The organism is Achromobacter sp. PD1 (assembly GCF_048541815.1).
Classification (GTDB): domain Bacteria; phylum Pseudomonadota; class Gammaproteobacteria; order Burkholderiales; family Burkholderiaceae_B; genus Achromobacter; species Achromobacter bronchisepticus_A.
In genome coordinates this window covers 3,526,281-3,541,921 of sequence record NZ_CP183349.1, presented here as the reverse complement: position 1 = coordinate 3,541,921, position 15,641 = coordinate 3,526,281, and the positions used below count along the sequence as shown (strand labels likewise).

Here is a 15,641-nt window from a genome sequence, read left to right as displayed (position 1 = left end):
GCCGCCATGCCGCGCTTTGACCGCAACGAACTCCTGGACAAGTATCGCGCCATGGTGCGCGCGCGCACGCCTATCGTCGGCGGTGGCGCGGGCACCGGCCTGTCGGCCAAGTGCGAGGAAGCGGGCGGCATCGATCTGATCGTGATCTACAACTCGGGCCGTTATCGCATGGCGGGCCGTGGATCGCTGGCGGGGCTGCTGGCGTATGGCAACGCCAACGAGATCGTGGTGGACATGGGACGCGAAGTCCTGCCGGTGGTGAAGAAGACGCCGGTGCTGGCCGGCGTCAACGGCACCGACCCGTTCTGCGATTTCGACGTGTTCCTGGACGACCTCAAGCGCCAGGGCTTTGCCGGCGTGCAGAACTTCCCCACCGTGGGCCTCATCGACGGCACCTTCCGCGCCAACCTGGAAGAGACCGGCATGGGCTACGCGCTGGAAGTGGACATGATCCGCCTGGCGCACAAGAAGGGCATGCTGACCACGCCCTACGTGTTCAACGAGGACGACGCCGTGGCCATGACGAAGGCCGGCGCCGACATCATCGTGGCCCATATGGGCCTGACGACCGGCGGTTCGATCGGCGCCGAGACCGCGCAGACGCTGGACGGCTGCGTGGCGGCTATCGACCGCATCGCCGCGGCCGCGCTGGCGGTGCGGCCGGATATCATCGTGCTGTGCCACGGCGGCCCCATCGCCACGCCCGAGGACGCGGCCTACGTGCTGCGCGCGTGCAAGCATTGCCATGGCTTCTATGGCGCAAGCTCGATGGAGCGGCTGCCCACCGAACAGGCGCTGACCGCGGCGACCCGCGAGTTCAAGAGCCTGACGTTCTGATTCCGTCGTTTCCGACATTTTCCCAATCCCTGGGCCGCGCGCCCGCAGGAGTCCGCATGCCGCATACCGTACACGTCAGCGCCATCATCCACGCGCCGCTACAGCAGGTCTGGGCCAGTTTCCGAGATTTCAACGGCCTGGCCGCCTGGCATCCCGGCATCGCCGAAAGCCGCCTGGAAGAGGGCGGCCGCCACGACGCCGTAGGCAGCGTGCGGCATCTGTCGCTCAAGCCTTCCGGCTTCGTGCGCGAGCAACTGCTGATGCTGGACGATCCGGGCACGGCGCTGCGCTATTCCATCATCGAAACCGATCTGCCCATGCGCGACTATGTCGCCGGCGTGGCGCTGCATGCCGTCACCGAAGGCGGCCACACGCTGGTGGAGTGGTGGGCGGATTTCCGCGTCGAGGGCGCGGAGTTGAGCGACGTGGCCAACGCCGTGGGCCGCAATGTGTTCGCGGCGGGGCTTGCGGCGCTGGATGAGAAGCTGCGCGGGGCCTGACCGCGCCGGGTATCCTTCAGGCTTTCAAACCCTTGGCCGGCATGCGCTTGCAGCCGGCCGGCAGCGGCGCGGTGCGCAGGTAGTCGTGGATCGCGCGGATCAGCGCCTGCGCGGCGGGGCTCAAGGGGTATTCCTTGTGCCGGATGATGCAGACCGTGCGTATGACCGTGGGGCGGGCCAGCAGCGCGTAGGCCAGGCCCGGCTCCATCACCCGCTGCGCGGCCAGCGCCGGCAATAGCGCCACGCCCAGGCCGGCCTGGACCAGCGCCGCCTGCGAGGTGGTGCTGGACGCTTCGTAGAACGGCGCGCCGGCTTCTATCGGCAAGTCGGCGCGGGCGCGCAGCAGCGCCATGATGCCGGTCTCGTCCACCACCCCCACCAGTTTGCGGCCGGCCAGGTCCGACCAGCGCATCGTGCCGTCGCGCGCGGGGCGCAGGCTGGCGTCGTCTTCCCGGTACAACACGCCGAAACGGTCTTCCAGCAGGGCGTCGAACTGCAGGCCGGGCGCGTCGGCCCAGCGGCTGGTCAGGCCGAAGTCCACTTCGCGCGCGGCGACCTTGCGCTGGATGCGGCCGGAGTTGTCGTCGCTGAGATACAGGCGCACGGCCGGGTAGCGGGCGGAAAAGGCCGCGGCGGCGGGCGCGATGATCTGCGTGATGGCAGACGGTGCCGCCGCCACTCCCACGCGCCCGCGCTCCAGTGCGCCATAGCGTTGCACGTCGTCTATCACGCCATCGAAATCCGCCAGCAGCCGCATGACGCGCGGCAGGAATTCCTCGCCCGCCGCCGTCAGCAGCACGCGCCGGCTGGTGCGCGCGAAGAGCTGCGTGGCGAGCGCGTCCTCCAGCTGCCGCACCAGGCTGGTCACCGACGACTGCGTCTGGAACAGGCGCTTGGCGGCGTGCGTGAAGCTGGATTCCTGGGCCACGGCGACGAAGGCGGTCAGGTGCTTCAGGGTGACGTGCTTGGGTAGACGATTCATTTCAAATCACGATAGATGGATCAATAAAAACAATTTTCCCAGATTGATCGGGCGGACGATACTAGACCCTTTCGGCGTCCGCTGGCCTGGCGTATCCGCCGACAAGACCCTCAAGGCAGGAGCACCATGCGGCAGGAACCTCTGGATCTGATCATTGAAGGCGGATGGGTCATCGACGGCCTGGGCGGCCCTAGGCGGCGCGCCGACGTGGGCGTGGCGGGCGAGCGCATCGCCGCCATCGGCGACCTGTCGGGCAAGGCGGCCGCGCGCCGGGTGGATGCGCGCGGCAAGATCGTGGCTCCCGGCTTCATCGATGTGCACGGCCATGACGACCTGATGTTCGTGGAGCGGCCTGGCCTGGAATGGAAGACCACGCAAGGCATCACGTCGGTGGTGGTGGGCAATTGCGGCGTGAGCGGCGCACCGGCGCCCTTGCCGGGCAATACCGCCGCGGCGCTGGCCCTGCTGGGGGAAACGCCCTTGTTCGCCGACATGCAGGCCTATTTCGGCGAGCTGCGCGCGCAGCAGCCCATGATCAACGTGGCGGCCCTGGTGGGGCACGCCAACCTGCGCCTGGCCGCCATGCGCGACCCGGCGGCGCAGCCTACGGCCGATGAGCAGGAAAGCATGCAGCGCATGCTGGACGAAGCCCTGGCCGCGGGCGCGGTGGGCTTCAGCACCGGCCTGGCCTACCAGCCTGGCGGCGCGGCGCGTCCCGGCGAACTGGAGGGGCTCGCGCGGGTGGCGGCGGCGCGTGGCGCCATGCACACCAGCCATATCCGCAACGAGGGCGACGAGGTCGAGGCAGCCGTCGACGAGGTGCTCTCGGTGGGGCGCAACACGGGTTGCGCCACCGTGCTGTCGCACCACAAATGCATGATGCCGCAGAACTGGGGCAAGAGCCGCGCCACGCTGGCGAACATCGACCGCGCGCGCGGCGAGGGCGTAGAGGTGGCGCTGGACATCTACCCGTACCCCGGCAGCTCCACCATCCTGATTCCGGAGCGCGCCGAAACCATCGAGGACATACGTATCACCTGGTCCACACCGCATCCCGAATGCGGCGGCCAATTCCTCAGCGACATTGCGGCGCGCTGGGGCTGCGACAAGACCACCGCGGCGCAGCGCCTGTGTCCGGCGGGCGCGATCTACTTCGCCATGGACGAGGCCGAGGTACAGCGCATCTTCCAGCACGAGTGCTGCATGGTGGGTTCGGACGGCCTGCCCAACGACGCCCATCCGCATCCCCGGCTGTGGGGCAGCTTCACGCGCGTGCTGGGCCGCTACGTGCGCGAGGCCGAGCTGATGACGCTGGAGACCGCCGTCGCCAAGATGACTTCCCTGCCGGCCCGCGTGTTCGGCCTGGCCGGGCGCGGCCAGTTGAGCGAGGGCGCCTGGGCCGACATCGTCGTGTTCGACGCCGACACGGTCGAGGACCGCGCCACCTGGGAGGCGCCGACGCTGGCCTCCGCGGGCGTGGAGCACGTGCTGGTCAACGGCCAGCAGGTCTTCCCGGCTGAAGCCGGCATGGCGCGGCCTGGCAAGATCCTGCGCCGTGAAGCAATGGCGCAAGCCGCCGCCGGCGCGGCCGCATAAGAATTCCAACCATCCCTACAGGAGACATACCCATGATGCGCAAGACTTGCGTAGCCCTGGCGCTGGCCGCCATGCTGCCCGCCGCCCACGCGGCTTTTCCCGACCATCCCATCACGCTGATCGTGCCGTTCCCGGCGGGCGGCCCGACCGACATCGTGGGCCGGCTCGCGGCCGCCAAGGCGGGCGAGATCCTGGGCCAGCAGATCGTCGTGGAGAACCGCACGGGCGCGTCCGGCACCATAGGCATGACCGCCACGGCGCGCGCCAAGCCGGACGGCTACACCGTGGGCCTGGCCACCGTCAGCACGCACGGCACCGCGCCGCACCTGTTCCCGAAGCTGACCTACGATCCGGTCAAGGATTTCACGCCCGTCAGCAACCTGGTCACCAGCCCCAACATCCTCAGCGTGAATCCGCAGTTCCCGGCCAAGACGCTGGGCGAGTTCGTCGAGCACGTGCGCGCCAATCCCAACAAGGACGGCTATGCCAACGCCGGCGCCGGCGGCGTGAACGACCTGGGCATGATCTGGTTCCTGCAGATCATCGGCGGCAAGATGAACAGCATTTCCTATCGCGGTTCGGCGCCCGCGCTGACCGATACGGTGGGCGGGGTGGTGCCGGTGATCTTCGATAACTTCCCGTCGTCGCTGCCCTACCTGAAGAGCAATCACCTGCGCGCCCTGGCCATCACCGGCGCCCAGCGCAACCCGCGTCTGCCGGACGTGCCGACGTTCGCGGAGCAGGGCTACAAGGACTACGACGTGACGGCCTGGTACGGCGTGGTGGGACCTGCCGGCATGCCTGACGACGTGCGCGACAAGCTGGCCGACGCCTTCGCCCGCGCCGTGCGCGATCCGGCGACAGCGGCCAAGATGGAAGAGACGGGCGCATTTCCGCTGGGCAATACCCCGGCCGAGTTCGGCCAGCAGATCCGCGCCGAACGCGACCGCTGGAAGACCGTGATCGAGAAGGCCGACATCAAGCTGCAGTAAACGCAGCGGACGCGTTCAATACACGTCGCGGCGGTAGCGGCCGTCGCGCTGCATGGCCTGCAGGCGCGTGGCGCCCAGTATGTCCTGCAGGGCGGCGTCCACGCCGCCGGCCATGCCTTGCAGGCTGCCGCAGACGTAGATGGCGGCGCCCGCGTCGGCCCAGGCGCGCACGGCTTCAGCTTGTTCGCGCAGATGGTGCTGCACGTAGCGGCGCTCGGCCTGGTCACGCGAGAACACCGCGTCCACGCGTTCCAGCGTGCCGTCATTGCGCCAGGCGTCGATCTCTTCCCGGCAGAACCAGTCGTGCGCCGCGTTGCGTTCGCCGAACACCAGCCAGTTGCGGCGCTGGCCCGCGGCGCGGCGCGCCTTGATCAGCGCGCGCAGGCCGGCCAGGCCGGTGCCATTGCCCACCAGCAGCAGCGGGCGGTCGTCGGCAGGCGCGTGGAAATTGCGGTTGACGCGCACGCGCAGGTCGATCACGTCGCCGGGCTGCGCGACATGGGTGAGCCAGCCGCTGCCCAGGCCCAGCGCGCCATCGGCGCCGCGCATCTGGCGCACCAGCAATTGGATCGAACCGTCTTCCGGCAGCGATGCGATCGAGTATTCGCGGTGCGCGAGCAAGGGGCCGCCGGCTTCGCGCCGCGGGCCGATCTCGGCGATGTCGCCGGCCTGCCAGCCGCGCACGCCATCGGCTGGCGGGGTCAGCGTCAGCAGATAGCAGGGGCCGCCCTGGCTGTGCGGATTGAGCTGTTCGCGCGCGGCCAGGCGCCACGATTCGTAGACGGGCGCCTGCCAATCGGGCAGGTCGCTGCGTCCTGCCAGCAGGCCCAGGTGGTGCTGCCAATGGCGCAGGGCGGCGGGGTCGCCGTTGTCGACTTCAACCAGATCGAACAACGGCGTCGCGCCCTGGGCGTGCAGCCAGTCGTCCAGGCGACGGCCGAAGCCGCAGAACTGCGCGTACTCGCTGTCGCCCAGCGCCAGCACCGCGTAGTGCGCGCCGGCCAGCGCCGGGACCGCCAGCTGCATCTGTTCGGCGAAGGCCGCGGCGGCGTCGGGCGGATCGCCTTCGCCGTAGGTGCTGACCACGAACAGCATGCGGCGATACGCCGCCAGACGCTTGGCGTCCAGTTGTTCCAGCGCCGCCACGCGCACGGCGAGGCCGCCCGCGCGCAGGGATTCGGCGGTCTGCGCCGCCAGCGATTCGGCGTAGCCGGTCTGCGTGGCGTAGGCGACCAGCAAGGTGTCTTCGGGGACGGGCGCTTGCAGGGCTTGCAGTGCCAGCGCCTGTTGCGCCTCATGGCGCTTGGCGCGGCGGCGGGCCCAGAGGCACAGGAGCAACCAGGCTCCCACCACGCATGCTGCCGCGATCAACCGGGTTGCTGGCATGTCGTCAGGCTATGGCGGCCAGCGCCTGGAATGCGGGCGTGGCAACGACGCGCCAGGCGTCGCGCTCGCGCAGGATGAACAAGGCCGCCAGATCGTGGCGGCGCGCATAGGCCAGGCCCTCGTCTGCGCCCAGCACGGTCAGGGCGGTGGCGAGCGCGTCGGCCTGCATGCATCCGGGATGCAGCACGGTGACCGAGGCCAGATTGTTGCGCACCGGCATACCCGTGCGCGGATCGATGGTGTGGGCGTAGCGCTCGTCGCCGCTGCCCGCGTGGCGGCGGTAATCGCCCGAGGTGGCGATGCTGCGGTCGGACAGCGGCAGCGCCAGCGCATGGTCGTCGCTGGCGTCCGGCACTTCGATCGCCACGCGCCAGGGCTGGCCGTCGGGCCGTTTGCCGCGCGCGCGCAATTCGCCGCCGACTTCGACCAGGTATTGGGTGATGCCCAGCGCATCGAGCGCCATCGCGGCGCGGTCCACGCCGTAACCCTTGGCGATGGAGGAAAGATCCAGATAGGCGCCGCCCGGCTGCAGCGCGGCGCGGCGTTCGGTGTCCAGTTGCACGCGGCGCCAGCCGCAGCGGGCGCGCGCGGCCTCGATGGCGGCAGGCGCGGGCGGCTCGAAGGCGCGCTGGTGCGGACCGAACCCCCAGGCGTTCACCAGCGGTCCCACCGTGGGGTCATAAGCGCCGCCAGTGTCCCCGGCCAGCGCCAGCGCGTGGCTCAGCACATGGAAGAATCCCGCCGGCAATTCCTGCCAGCCAGCGGCGGCCTGGTTGTAGCGCGTGATGTCGGAATCCGCTTCCCAGGTGCTCATCTGGGCGACCACTTCGTCCAGCGCCGCCTGGATGGCGTGGCGCGCCGCGGCTTCCGTGCGCCCGGCCGGCAGCGCCATGCGCGCCGACCAGGTGGTGCCCATGGTGGCGCCGGCCAGCGCCGCGGGCGCTGCCTGCATTGCGGGCATGGCGCCATAGGCGACGCGCACGGCAGCAGCCGGCGCGCCGCGCTGGGCGTAGGAAGGAGAGTTGGCCATGCGCCTGCGGCGGCTTAGGGCTGCAGCACTTCGACCGTGCCTGCGTAGGACAGGCGGCGCTTCTTGGCTTGCGGCACGCTGACCTTGGCGTCTTCCATGCCAGCCTCGATCCAGTACAGGCCGGGCTGCGGCCACTTCACGGAGAACTTGCCGTCCTTGTCCGTCTTCAGCTGGATTTCGCCGACCTTGTCGCGATAGCGGCTGCCGCCCGGCACCACGTTGACTTCCAGGTCGGCGGCGGGCTTGCCGTCCAGCAGCATCTGGAAGGTGGCGGACTCGTCGGTGAACAGGTCGTTCGGGTGGGTCACGGGCGCCAGTTCCAGGCCGCGGCCGACCGGCTTGACGGCCGAGGGCTTGCCGGCGGTCACGAAGGTTTCGATGCGGCCCAGGCTTTGCGAGACTTCCAGCTCATCGGCCTTGGCCGGCACGGCCTGCGCCAGGCCTTCGGGCTTGCCGAAGTAGCGCTTGTTCTTGCCGTCTTCCTTCCAGCGCGCGAACACGCCGTCGTTGACCACGGCCACGCGGTACGTGCCGGCCTGCTTCAGTTGCAGGTCGAAGGTGCTGCGCAGCTTGCCCTTATTGACGTTTTCGGCTTCGGCGGCGCTGCCGTCCGGAGCCGTCACGGCCAGGCCGTCCAGGCGCAGCGGGGCGTGGTTGAAATAGAACTTGTCGTTGCCGACGGCGGCGTCGACGGTGACCCAGCTGTCGACGCCGGACAGCACCGTCGAGGACGGCACCATCCAGACGTCATGCGCCTGGGAGGCGAAGGGCAGGCACAGCGCCAGGGCGGCGGCCAGTTTGGCGGCGGATTTCATCGTTGCGCTCCTAGGAGGTCTCAAGGTTTCAGGTCGAGCGCGATGGCGCCCAGTTCGTGTTCGCCGCGCGCGGTCAATTGCCCGGCCTTTTGCGGCGGCCATTGGAAGGGAATGCGCAGCAGCTCGCGGCCGCCGACTTCTCGCGCGGCTTCGACCACCACGGCGTACTGGCCAGGCTTCAGGCCCGACAGCGGCTTGCTGGCCGCGTCAAAGCTCAGCGCGTGCTTGCCCACGGGCTTGGTCGCGCCGCTGACGCCGTCCACCGGGAACTGCTGATTGCGGCCGCTGCGGCGCCACCATTGGCGCATGTCCTTGAGCCATTCCGTGCCTTCGTTGTTCTTCTTGGCCACGTCGTACCAGACGGCCAGGTCTGTCGCGACGCTCTGATCCGGGTTTTCGATCCAGATCGCGACGTAGGGACGGTGGTATTCCGCCACGTCCAGGCGCGGGATCTCGATGGACAGGCCGATGTCGGCCGCTTGGGCCGTTCGGGCGATCAGGCCGGCCAGCAGGGCCGACAGCAACAGCTTGCGCATGGAAATCTCCAGGGGCGGATCGTTGGAATCAATGTATGAAAAGCAGGGCCAGCACCACCGGGATCACCACGCCCAGGCCGACCATGGGCCAGGTCGCGCTGCGGTTGCCGGCGTGCATCTTGAGCAGCACCAGGCCGGTCAGCGAAAAGACCAGACAGGCGACGGCGAAGATGTCCAGGAACCAGCTCCAGGCCAGGCCGGTGTTGCGGCCCTTGTGCAGGTCGTTCAGGTACGAGATCCAGCCGCGGTCGGTGCGTTCGTATTCCACGTCGCCGCTGGCCAGGTCGATGGACAGCCAGGCGTCGCCGCCGGCGCGCGGCAGCGACAGGTAGACCTCGTCGGCCGACCATTCGGCGGGTTTGCCGGCGGCGGAGGCGTCCAGCGTCTGGTCCAGCCATTGCGCCACGGGCGCGGGCAACGGCGCCTTTTTTTGCGCGGGAGGAGGGGACAATTGCTGCAGCACGGCGTCCGGCATGCGGGCCTCGCGGCTGGTCACGACCGCCCGGGCCTCGATGTGCGAGGCGTTGTTCAGGGTCAGGCCCGTCACCGCGAACAACAGCATGCCCAGCAGGCACAGCGCCGAGCTGATCCAATGCCATTGGTGCAGTGTCTTGAGCCAATAGGCACGGCGGCGGGGAGTGGGTTGACTGTCCATGGGGTATAGGGTGAAAGCCCGCGGATTCTAACATTTAATGAGAATGACTCTTATAAATGTTGCGTCTGCCCGCCCGAGGAAATTTCAATCGATTTCGGGCCGCGCGTCGCCGCGGGGCGGGGGCGTCGTGGCGCCTGCCTGCCAGCGGCGATAAGATAGGCCACCCGTTACAAACACCGGAGGTCGTCATGCTTGAACAGCAAGTCGTGGATCAGATCGGTCGTCATTGGGGTTGGGTGGCGTTGCGCGGCGTGGTCGCCATCCTGTTCGGGCTCATGGCCTTGCTCATGCCCGCCATCACCTTGTCCGCGCTGGTGCTGGTGTGGGGCGCTTTCGCGCTGGTGGACGGCGTGCTGGCCCTGGTCGCCGGCGTGCGCATCCGCGACAACGGCAAACCCCTGTGGGCGCTCATCATCGTGGGCCTGCTGGGGATCGCGGCCGGCATCGTCACCTTCCTCTATCCCGGCCTGACCGCGCTGGTCCTGCTCTATATCATTGCGATCTGGGCGCTGGTGTCCGGCATATTCCAGGTCGTGGCGGCGATCCGTTTCCGCAAGGACATCCGCAATGAGTGGCTGCTGGGCCTCTCGGGCCTGGTGTCCATCCTGTTCGGCGGCATGCTGATCATGCAGCCCGGCGCGGGCGCGCTGGCGCTGGTCTGGGTCATCGGCGCCTACGCCGTGTTTTTCGGCATACTGCTGCTGGTCTTTTCCTTCCGCCTCAAACAGCACAAGGCGTCCTGAAATCCGATGTCCGCATACCAAACCCTGATTCCCCTGAATTTCCTGGCCGTGGGCCTGGGCGCCATGTTCGGCGCCTGGACCCGCTGGCTGGTCAGCATGTGGCTCAACGTGGAGTCCTGGCCCTGGGGCACCTTCGTGGTGAACCTGGCCGGCGGCTATCTGGTTGGGCTGGCGTTGGCGCTGGTGGCCGGGCATCCGGAATGGCCGGCCTGGGTGCGGCTGGGCGCAATCACGGGTTTCATGGGGGGCTTGACCACGTTTTCGACCTTTTCGGCCGAGACGGTGGCCATGCTGGAGCGCGGCGCCTACGCCAGCGCGCTGGGCTATGCGGGGTTCAGCCTGATCGGGTCGCTGCTGCTGACGGCGACCGGCCTGGCCACCGCCAGCCTGTTGCGCTAAAGCCTGCGGGCGGCGCTCAGGCCGCCGCCGGATTCAGCACGCGGGCGGCCTGCAGGCCACTGCGCACCGCGCCTTCCAGCACGCCCGGATAGCCCGTGTCGGTCCAGTCGCCGGCCAGCGCCAGGGTGGGCCAGGGAGTGGTATTCAGCGGCCGTGTCAGGCCCGGCACTGCCGCGAAGGTCGCGCGTTTTTCGATGAACAGTTCGGCGGCCGCCACCTCCGGCATGGCCGGCAGGCGGGCGGGATGGCGCGCCGCCTGTTCGGCCACCTGGTCGATCAGCGCCTCGATGAGTTGCCGGCGGTTGCGTTCCGCGAGGCCGGTGGCCGCGCTGGTCACGACCGCCAGTTCGCCGGCCTTGGTGTCGCCGGCCAGTTGCGCGCGGTCGAACAGCCATTGGCCGTAGTGGTCGCGGGCGGATTCCTCGCGCAGCATCATCATGGGTTCGGGCAGGCGCCAGGGATCCTGCAGCCGCAGGTTCAGCGTGGCGATGGGCATGTATTCGAACGCCTTGAGCGCATCCAGCAGCCCGGTGGCGCCGGCTTCCCGCAACGGCGCGTCGAGCAGCCGCGCGGCAAAGGTGGGAGGCACCGCCAGCACGGCTGCATCGAACCGTTCCTGGTTGATGTCGATGCCTTCAGCCGACGGGCGGAGCTGGCGCACGGTGCTGCCGTAGCGCATGGTCACCTGGCGCGCGGCGGCGTCGGGCCAGAGCGCGGACAGGTCGGTGCAGGGCAGCAGCATGTCGCTGTTTTCGCGACTGCCGGTCAGGCTGTCGCGCAGCACGCGCGCAAACAGCGCGGCGCTGGCCGTGGCGGTCGGCGTGTTCAGCGCGGCCAGGCAGAGCGGTTCCCAGACCTGACGGATCAGCGCGTCCGATTGCGCGTGGTAGTGCAGCAGATGCAGGACGGTCCATTCGCGCGGCGGCGTCCAGGCCATGGCTTTCAGGCCGCGCATCAGGCGCAGGGTCGCCAGGCGGTCCTTCCAGGCCAGGCCGCGCGCGCGCAGGATCGCCGCCGCCATATGCAACGGCGCCGGCAGCCGCGGCGCGGCCAGGCGGAAGCGGCCGTCCAGGCTGGCCAACTGCAGCGGCCGGCGCATCAGCAAGGCGTCGGGGTTGCGGCCGACGCGGCGCATCAGCGCCAGCGTGTGCTTGTAGGCGCCCGACAGCAGGTGCTGGCCGTTGTCCAGCGGCGCGTCGAAATCGGTGTGGAAGACGCGCCGGGCGCGGCCGCCGGGCGTATGGCCGGCTTCGAAGACGGTGACTTTGGCGCCGGCTTCGCGCAGGGCGACGCTGGCTGCCAGGCCAGCCCAGCCGGCGCCGATGACCGCGGCCTTCACCGCGCCAACCGGCGGACCAGTCCGCGTCCGCCGCCCACCCAGGTCTTCCAGGCGAGCCACAGCTTGCGCAAAGGGGTGAGCGAGATGCGCTGGTGCAGCACCTGCCAGTTGTCGCGTTCGATCTCGTCGAGCAGCGCGTGGTAGATGGCCGCCATCATCAGGCCCGGGCGCTGCGCGCGGCGGTCGGCCTCGGGCAGGTTGCTCATGGCCTCGCGGTACAGCCCGCGCGCGCGCTCGGCCTGGAACTTCATCAGCGCGCTGAAGCGGTCGGAGTATTCGCCGTTCAGGATGTCCGAGGCCTTGACCTCGAATTGCTGCATGTCGTTGACGGGCAGGTAGATGCGGCCGCGGCGGGCGTCGTCGCCCACGTCGCGGATGATGTTGGTCATCTGGAACGCCAGGCCCAGCTTCTCCGCGTAGACCAGGGTCTTGGGGTCGGAATAGCCGAAGACGCCGGCCGACAGTTCGCCCACCACGCCGGCGGCGTGCCAGCAGTACTTGCGCAGGCCCGGCCAGTCCAGGTAGCGGGTCTGGTCCAGGTCCATTTCCATGCCGTCGATGACGGCCAGCAGGCGTTCGCGCGTGATCGAACAGCTTTGCAGGTGCGGCTGCAGGGCGCGCGTCACCGGGTGGTCCGGATTGCCGTTGTACATCTGGTCGACCTGCGTGCGCCACCAGGCCAGCTTGACGCGGGCCAGCGACGGGTCGGTGCACTCGTCCACCACGTCGTCCACTTCGCGGCAGAACGCGTACAGGGCCGTGATGGCGCGCCGCCGCTCGGGCGGCAGGAAGAGGAACGAGTAGTAGAAGCTGGAACCGCTCTTGGCGGCTTTCTCCTGGCAATATTCGTCAGGGGTCATATCAGGTAATTGCGCGCCACAACATGATGGCCCAATCTTTGGCGCCCAATTCGGGGCGATTCATGAATACATCGTAGCCGCCCGCCTCGATACGCTCCAGCACGCGCAGCCCGCCTTGCACCACCAGGCGCAGCTCCAGGCCCATGCGGCCCGGCAGGCGGCGCGCCAGCGGAGCGCCGAAGTGTAGCAGTGCGCGGGCGCGTTCGACTTCGAAGGCCATCAGGTCGCGCCAGGCGGGCGTCAACCGGCAGGCGGCCAGGTCCTCGTCCGTCACGCCATGGCGGCTCAGGTCTTCCTGCGGCAGGTAGACGCGCTGCTTGTGCCAGTCCACCCGCACATCCTGCCAGAAATTCACCAGCTGCAGGCCGGTGCAGATGGCGTCGGCCTCGGTCACGTTGTGCGGATTGGTGGCTTCGAACAGGTGCAGCATCAGCCTGCCCACGGGATTGGCGGAGCGGGTGCAGTAATCCGCCAGCGTGGCGTAGTCTTCGTAGCGCTTGACGCTGATGTCCTGTTCGAAGGCGGACAGCAGGTCGTAGAACGGCGTGATGGGCAACTGGTGGCGCGCGATGGTGGCCGCGAGCGGCACGAAGATGCCGGCCAGTTCGGGCGAGCCGGGCGCGGGCGTGGCGCCGGGTTCGGCGCCGATGCGGTGCAGCTCGGCGCGGAACGCGGCCAGCTGGCTTAGCCGTTGCGCGTCGGTGGCGCTGCCTTCGTCGGCGATATCGTCCGCTGCGCGGGCGAAACGGTAGATATCGGTCACGGCGCCGCGCAGCCTGCGCGGCAGCAGCAGCGAGGCGACGGGAAAGTTCTCGTAGTGATCGATGGGCATATTTGGACTTGCGGATCTGGCCCGGGGGCCTGGACCGATCCATTTTAGAGTAGTCGCATCCAGGCGGCATGGCGCGACGCCGTGCGGGACGCGGATCAGTTAGACTTAAGCGCCACAGGATCCCACACCATGCCGCGTCCCATATCCGCCACCGTCTCCGTTTCCGCGCTTGCGCACAATCTTGCGGCCGTGCGCCGCCACCTGGACCAGACGGCGGCCGCCGCTTCCGGCCTGCCGCCTTCCATCTGGGCAGTGATCAAGGCCAATGCCTATGGGCACGGCATCGAGCAGGCCGTGGCCGGCTTTTCCAAGGCGCAAGGTTTGGCGATGCTGGACCTGGACGAAGCCGTGCGCTGCCGCGAGGCGGGCTGGGGCGGCCCCATCCTGCTGCTGGAAGGCTTTTTCGAACCCTCCGACCTGGACATCGTCGACCGCTACCACCTGAGCACCACGGTGCACAGCCGGGAGCAGCTGGACATGCTGGCCCGCGCGCGCTTCTCGCGCCGCGTCGACATCATGCTCAAGCTGAACAGCGGCATGAACCGCCTGGGCTTCAGCCCCGCAGCCTACGCCGCGGCGCATGAGCGCGCCATGCTGTTGCAGCAGCAGGGCGTGCTGGGCTCGGTGGGCAAGATGACCCATTTCGCCTGCGCCGACGGCCCCCAGGGCGTGAACGAGCAACTGGCGGTGTTCAATTCGGTGACGCATAAGATGCCGGGCGCCATCAGCGTCTGCAATTCGGCTGCCACGCTGCGCTTCGCCGAGATCGCGGTCGCTTCGGAAAACCAGGCGCACTGGGTGCGCCCGGGCATTTGCCTGTACGGCGCGTCGCCGTTCGCGGACGCCGAAGCCTCTTCCTTCGGTCTGAAACCGGCCATGTCGCTGCGCTCGGAAATCATTGCCGTGCAGGATCTGAAGGCCGGCGATTCGGTCGGCTATGGCGCCATCTTCCGCGCCGAACGCTCCATGCGCATCGGCATCGTGGCCTGCGGTTATGCCGACGGCTATCCGCGCCACGCGACCACCGGCACGCCGGTGGTGGTGGCCGGCATCCGCACCCAATTGGTGGGCCGTGTTTCCATGGACATGCTGATCGTCGATCTGGGGCCTGTCCCCGCCGCCGGCGTCGGCTCGCCCGTGTCGCTCTGGGGCGAGGAAGGCCCCTCCGTGGACGAGGTGGCCCTGGCCGCCGGCACCATCGGCTACGAGCTGCTGTGCGCCCTGGCGCCACGCGTTCCGGTCACCCGGGACGTCTGAAACGCGCCGGCTCCTGGCTGCCGGGCAGGCTGTCCGGCAGGCAAGAATTGCTACGCAATTTACAAGACAGGTGACGCCGGATGGTGTCTACTTGGAAGACCGGGCGCCCAAGCGCCCGTTTTTTACCAAGAAAACAGAAGCGAGGTTTCAACCCATGAAGGACAAATGCGTGCTCGTCACGGGCGCCACCAAAGGCATAGGCTGGGCGCTTACTCAGCGGCTGTCCGACATGGGATGTCATGTGGTGGGCATCGCGCGCAACACCACCGACGTGGATTTCCCGGGCTACCTCTATGCCTGTGACCTGGCGGACGCCGGCCGCACCGAAGAGGTGCTGCGCGAGATCCGCGAGAAATTCCCGGTCGATGCCGTGGTCAACAACGTGGGCATCGTCTCGCCCCAGCCGCTGGGCGAGATCGACCTGGCCACGCTGTACAACGTGCTCGACCTGAACGTGCGCGTGGCGGTGCAAGTCACCCAGGCCTTCATCGAATCCATGAAGGTGCGCCGCGCCGGGCGCATCGTCAACGTGGTCAGCCGCGCCATCCATGGCGGCCTGGAGCGCACCGCCTATTCGGCCGCCAAGAGCGCGCTGGTGGGCTGCACGCGCACCTGGGCGCTGGAACTGGCCGAATACGGCGTCACCGCCAACGCGGTGGCCCCCGGCCCGATCGAAACCGAAATGTTCCGCGCCACGCGGCCGGCCGGCAGCGACGCCGAAAAGCGCGCACTGGCCTCGGTGCCCATGAAGCGTTTGGGCACGCCCGCCGAAGTGGCGGCCGCGATCGCCTTCCTGCTGTCGGACGACGCCGGCTTCATTACCGGGCAGGTGTTGGGGGTGGACGGCGGCGGTAGCCTGGGTGGCCGTTCCTGAAGTTTCAA

At 68.7% G+C, this 15,641-nt stretch carries 17 protein-coding genes; 8 read left to right on the top strand and 9 right to left on the bottom strand.

The features are described from left to right. Nucleotides 1–6: 6 nt before the first annotated feature. Both ACM1PE_RS16755 and ACM1PE_RS16750 read left to right on the top strand, forming a co-directional pair. Nucleotides 7–837: a phosphoenolpyruvate hydrolase family protein gene (locus tag ACM1PE_RS16755; RefSeq protein WP_118934313.1), complete on the top strand. Its 831-nt coding sequence runs from the start codon at nucleotides 7–9 to the stop codon at nucleotides 835–837. Nucleotides 838–893: 56 nt separating this feature from the next. After that, nucleotides 894–1,337: an SRPBCC family protein gene (locus ACM1PE_RS16750; protein ID WP_419340539.1), complete on the top strand. Its 444-nt coding sequence runs from the start codon at nucleotides 894–896 to the stop codon at nucleotides 1,335–1,337. A 16-nt stretch (nucleotides 1,338–1,353) separates the two neighbouring features. Here ACM1PE_RS16750 and ACM1PE_RS16745 read toward each other — a convergent pair whose 3' ends face one another. Further along, on the bottom strand, nucleotides 1,354–2,319 hold the full coding sequence (locus ACM1PE_RS16745; RefSeq protein ID WP_059379928.1) for a LysR family transcriptional regulator: 966 nt from the start codon (nucleotides 2,317–2,319) through the stop codon (nucleotides 1,354–1,356). Between the two features lie 126 nt (nucleotides 2,320–2,445). On the opposite strand from ACM1PE_RS16745, the gene ACM1PE_RS16740 reads away from it, so the two are divergent. Together ACM1PE_RS16740 and ACM1PE_RS16735 are read left to right on the top strand one after the other, a co-directional pair. Further along, a complete protein-coding gene (locus ACM1PE_RS16740; RefSeq protein WP_419340538.1) occupies nucleotides 2,446–3,915 on the top strand; it encodes an N-acyl-D-amino-acid deacylase family protein in 1,470 nt (489 codons plus the stop codon). 32 nt (nucleotides 3,916–3,947) lie between these two features. Continuing rightward, nucleotides 3,948–4,907, top strand: coding sequence for a tripartite tricarboxylate transporter substrate binding protein BugE (locus ACM1PE_RS16735; RefSeq protein WP_165867952.1), 960 nt, complete (start codon nucleotides 3,948–3,950; stop codon nucleotides 4,905–4,907). A gap of 15 nt (nucleotides 4,908–4,922) precedes the next feature. Here the strand turns inward: ACM1PE_RS16735 and ACM1PE_RS16730 are convergent, their stop codons facing one another. Genes ACM1PE_RS16730 through ACM1PE_RS16710 form a run of 5 tightly spaced genes read right to left on the bottom strand, consistent with a single transcriptional unit; the run spans nucleotide 4,923 to nucleotide 9,329 of the window. Further along, nucleotides 4,923–6,293 (bottom strand): sulfite reductase subunit alpha, encoded by a 1,371-nt coding sequence (locus ACM1PE_RS16730; protein ID WP_419340537.1) that lies wholly within the window; start codon nucleotides 6,291–6,293, stop codon nucleotides 4,923–4,925. A 4-nt stretch (nucleotides 6,294–6,297) separates the two neighbouring features. Further along, complete coding sequence (locus ACM1PE_RS16725) at nucleotides 6,298–7,323, bottom strand: FAD:protein FMN transferase (protein ID WP_419340536.1); 1,026 nt, start codon at nucleotides 7,321–7,323, stop codon at nucleotides 6,298–6,300. Between the two features lie 14 nt (nucleotides 7,324–7,337). Next, nucleotides 7,338–8,138: a DUF4198 domain-containing protein gene (locus ACM1PE_RS16720; RefSeq protein WP_419340535.1), complete on the bottom strand. Its 801-nt coding sequence runs from the start codon at nucleotides 8,136–8,138 to the stop codon at nucleotides 7,338–7,340. 20 nt (nucleotides 8,139–8,158) lie between these two features. After that, complete coding sequence (locus ACM1PE_RS16715; RefSeq protein WP_059379923.1) at nucleotides 8,159–8,674, bottom strand: DUF2271 domain-containing protein; 516 nt, start codon at nucleotides 8,672–8,674, stop codon at nucleotides 8,159–8,161. A gap of 28 nt (nucleotides 8,675–8,702) precedes the next feature. Next, nucleotides 8,703–9,329 (bottom strand): PepSY-associated TM helix domain-containing protein, encoded by a 627-nt coding sequence (locus ACM1PE_RS16710; RefSeq protein WP_059379922.1) that lies wholly within the window; start codon nucleotides 9,327–9,329, stop codon nucleotides 8,703–8,705. A 188-nt stretch (nucleotides 9,330–9,517) separates the two neighbouring features. On the opposite strand from ACM1PE_RS16710, the gene ACM1PE_RS16705 reads away from it, so the two are divergent. Beyond that, on the top strand, nucleotides 9,518–10,072 hold the full coding sequence (locus ACM1PE_RS16705) for an HdeD family acid-resistance protein (RefSeq protein WP_054452451.1): 555 nt from the start codon (nucleotides 9,518–9,520) through the stop codon (nucleotides 10,070–10,072). A 6-nt stretch (nucleotides 10,073–10,078) separates the two neighbouring features. Next, the gene (locus tag ACM1PE_RS16700) at nucleotides 10,079–10,471 is read left to right on the top strand and encodes a fluoride efflux transporter CrcB (protein ID WP_419340534.1); all 393 of its coding nucleotides are present in this window, start codon (nucleotides 10,079–10,081) and stop codon (nucleotides 10,469–10,471) included. A 16-nt stretch (nucleotides 10,472–10,487) separates the two neighbouring features. On the opposite strand, the gene hpnE is transcribed toward ACM1PE_RS16700, so the two are convergent. Genes hpnE through hpnC form a run of 3 tightly spaced genes read right to left on the bottom strand, consistent with a single transcriptional unit; the run spans nucleotide 10,488 to nucleotide 13,502 of the window. Beyond that, nucleotides 10,488–11,810 carry a hydroxysqualene dehydroxylase HpnE gene (gene hpnE / locus ACM1PE_RS16695; protein WP_251881713.1) on the bottom strand — a complete coding sequence of 441 codons (1,323 nt, stop codon included), beginning with the start codon at nucleotides 11,808–11,810 and terminating at the stop codon, nucleotides 10,488–10,490. After that, entirely contained in the window at nucleotides 11,807–12,670 is an 864-nt protein-coding gene (hpnD, locus tag ACM1PE_RS16690; RefSeq protein WP_059379919.1) for a presqualene diphosphate synthase HpnD, read from the bottom strand. Before hpnD ends, hpnE begins: the two co-directional genes overlap by 4 nt. A gap of 1 nt (nucleotide 12,671) precedes the next feature. Beyond that, nucleotides 12,672–13,502: a squalene synthase HpnC gene (hpnC, locus tag ACM1PE_RS16685; RefSeq protein WP_419340533.1), complete on the bottom strand. Its 831-nt coding sequence runs from the start codon at nucleotides 13,500–13,502 to the stop codon at nucleotides 12,672–12,674. Nucleotides 13,503–13,631: 129 nt separating this feature from the next. Between hpnC and alr the strand changes: the two genes are divergently transcribed. Next, a complete protein-coding gene (alr, locus tag ACM1PE_RS16680) occupies nucleotides 13,632–14,759 on the top strand; it encodes an alanine racemase (protein ID WP_118934915.1) in 1,128 nt (375 codons plus the stop codon). A gap of 154 nt (nucleotides 14,760–14,913) precedes the next feature. Further along, the gene (locus tag ACM1PE_RS16675) at nucleotides 14,914–15,633 is read left to right on the top strand and encodes an SDR family oxidoreductase (RefSeq protein ID WP_042794220.1); all 720 of its coding nucleotides are present in this window, start codon (nucleotides 14,914–14,916) and stop codon (nucleotides 15,631–15,633) included. Nucleotides 15,634–15,641: the final 8 nt, after the last annotated feature.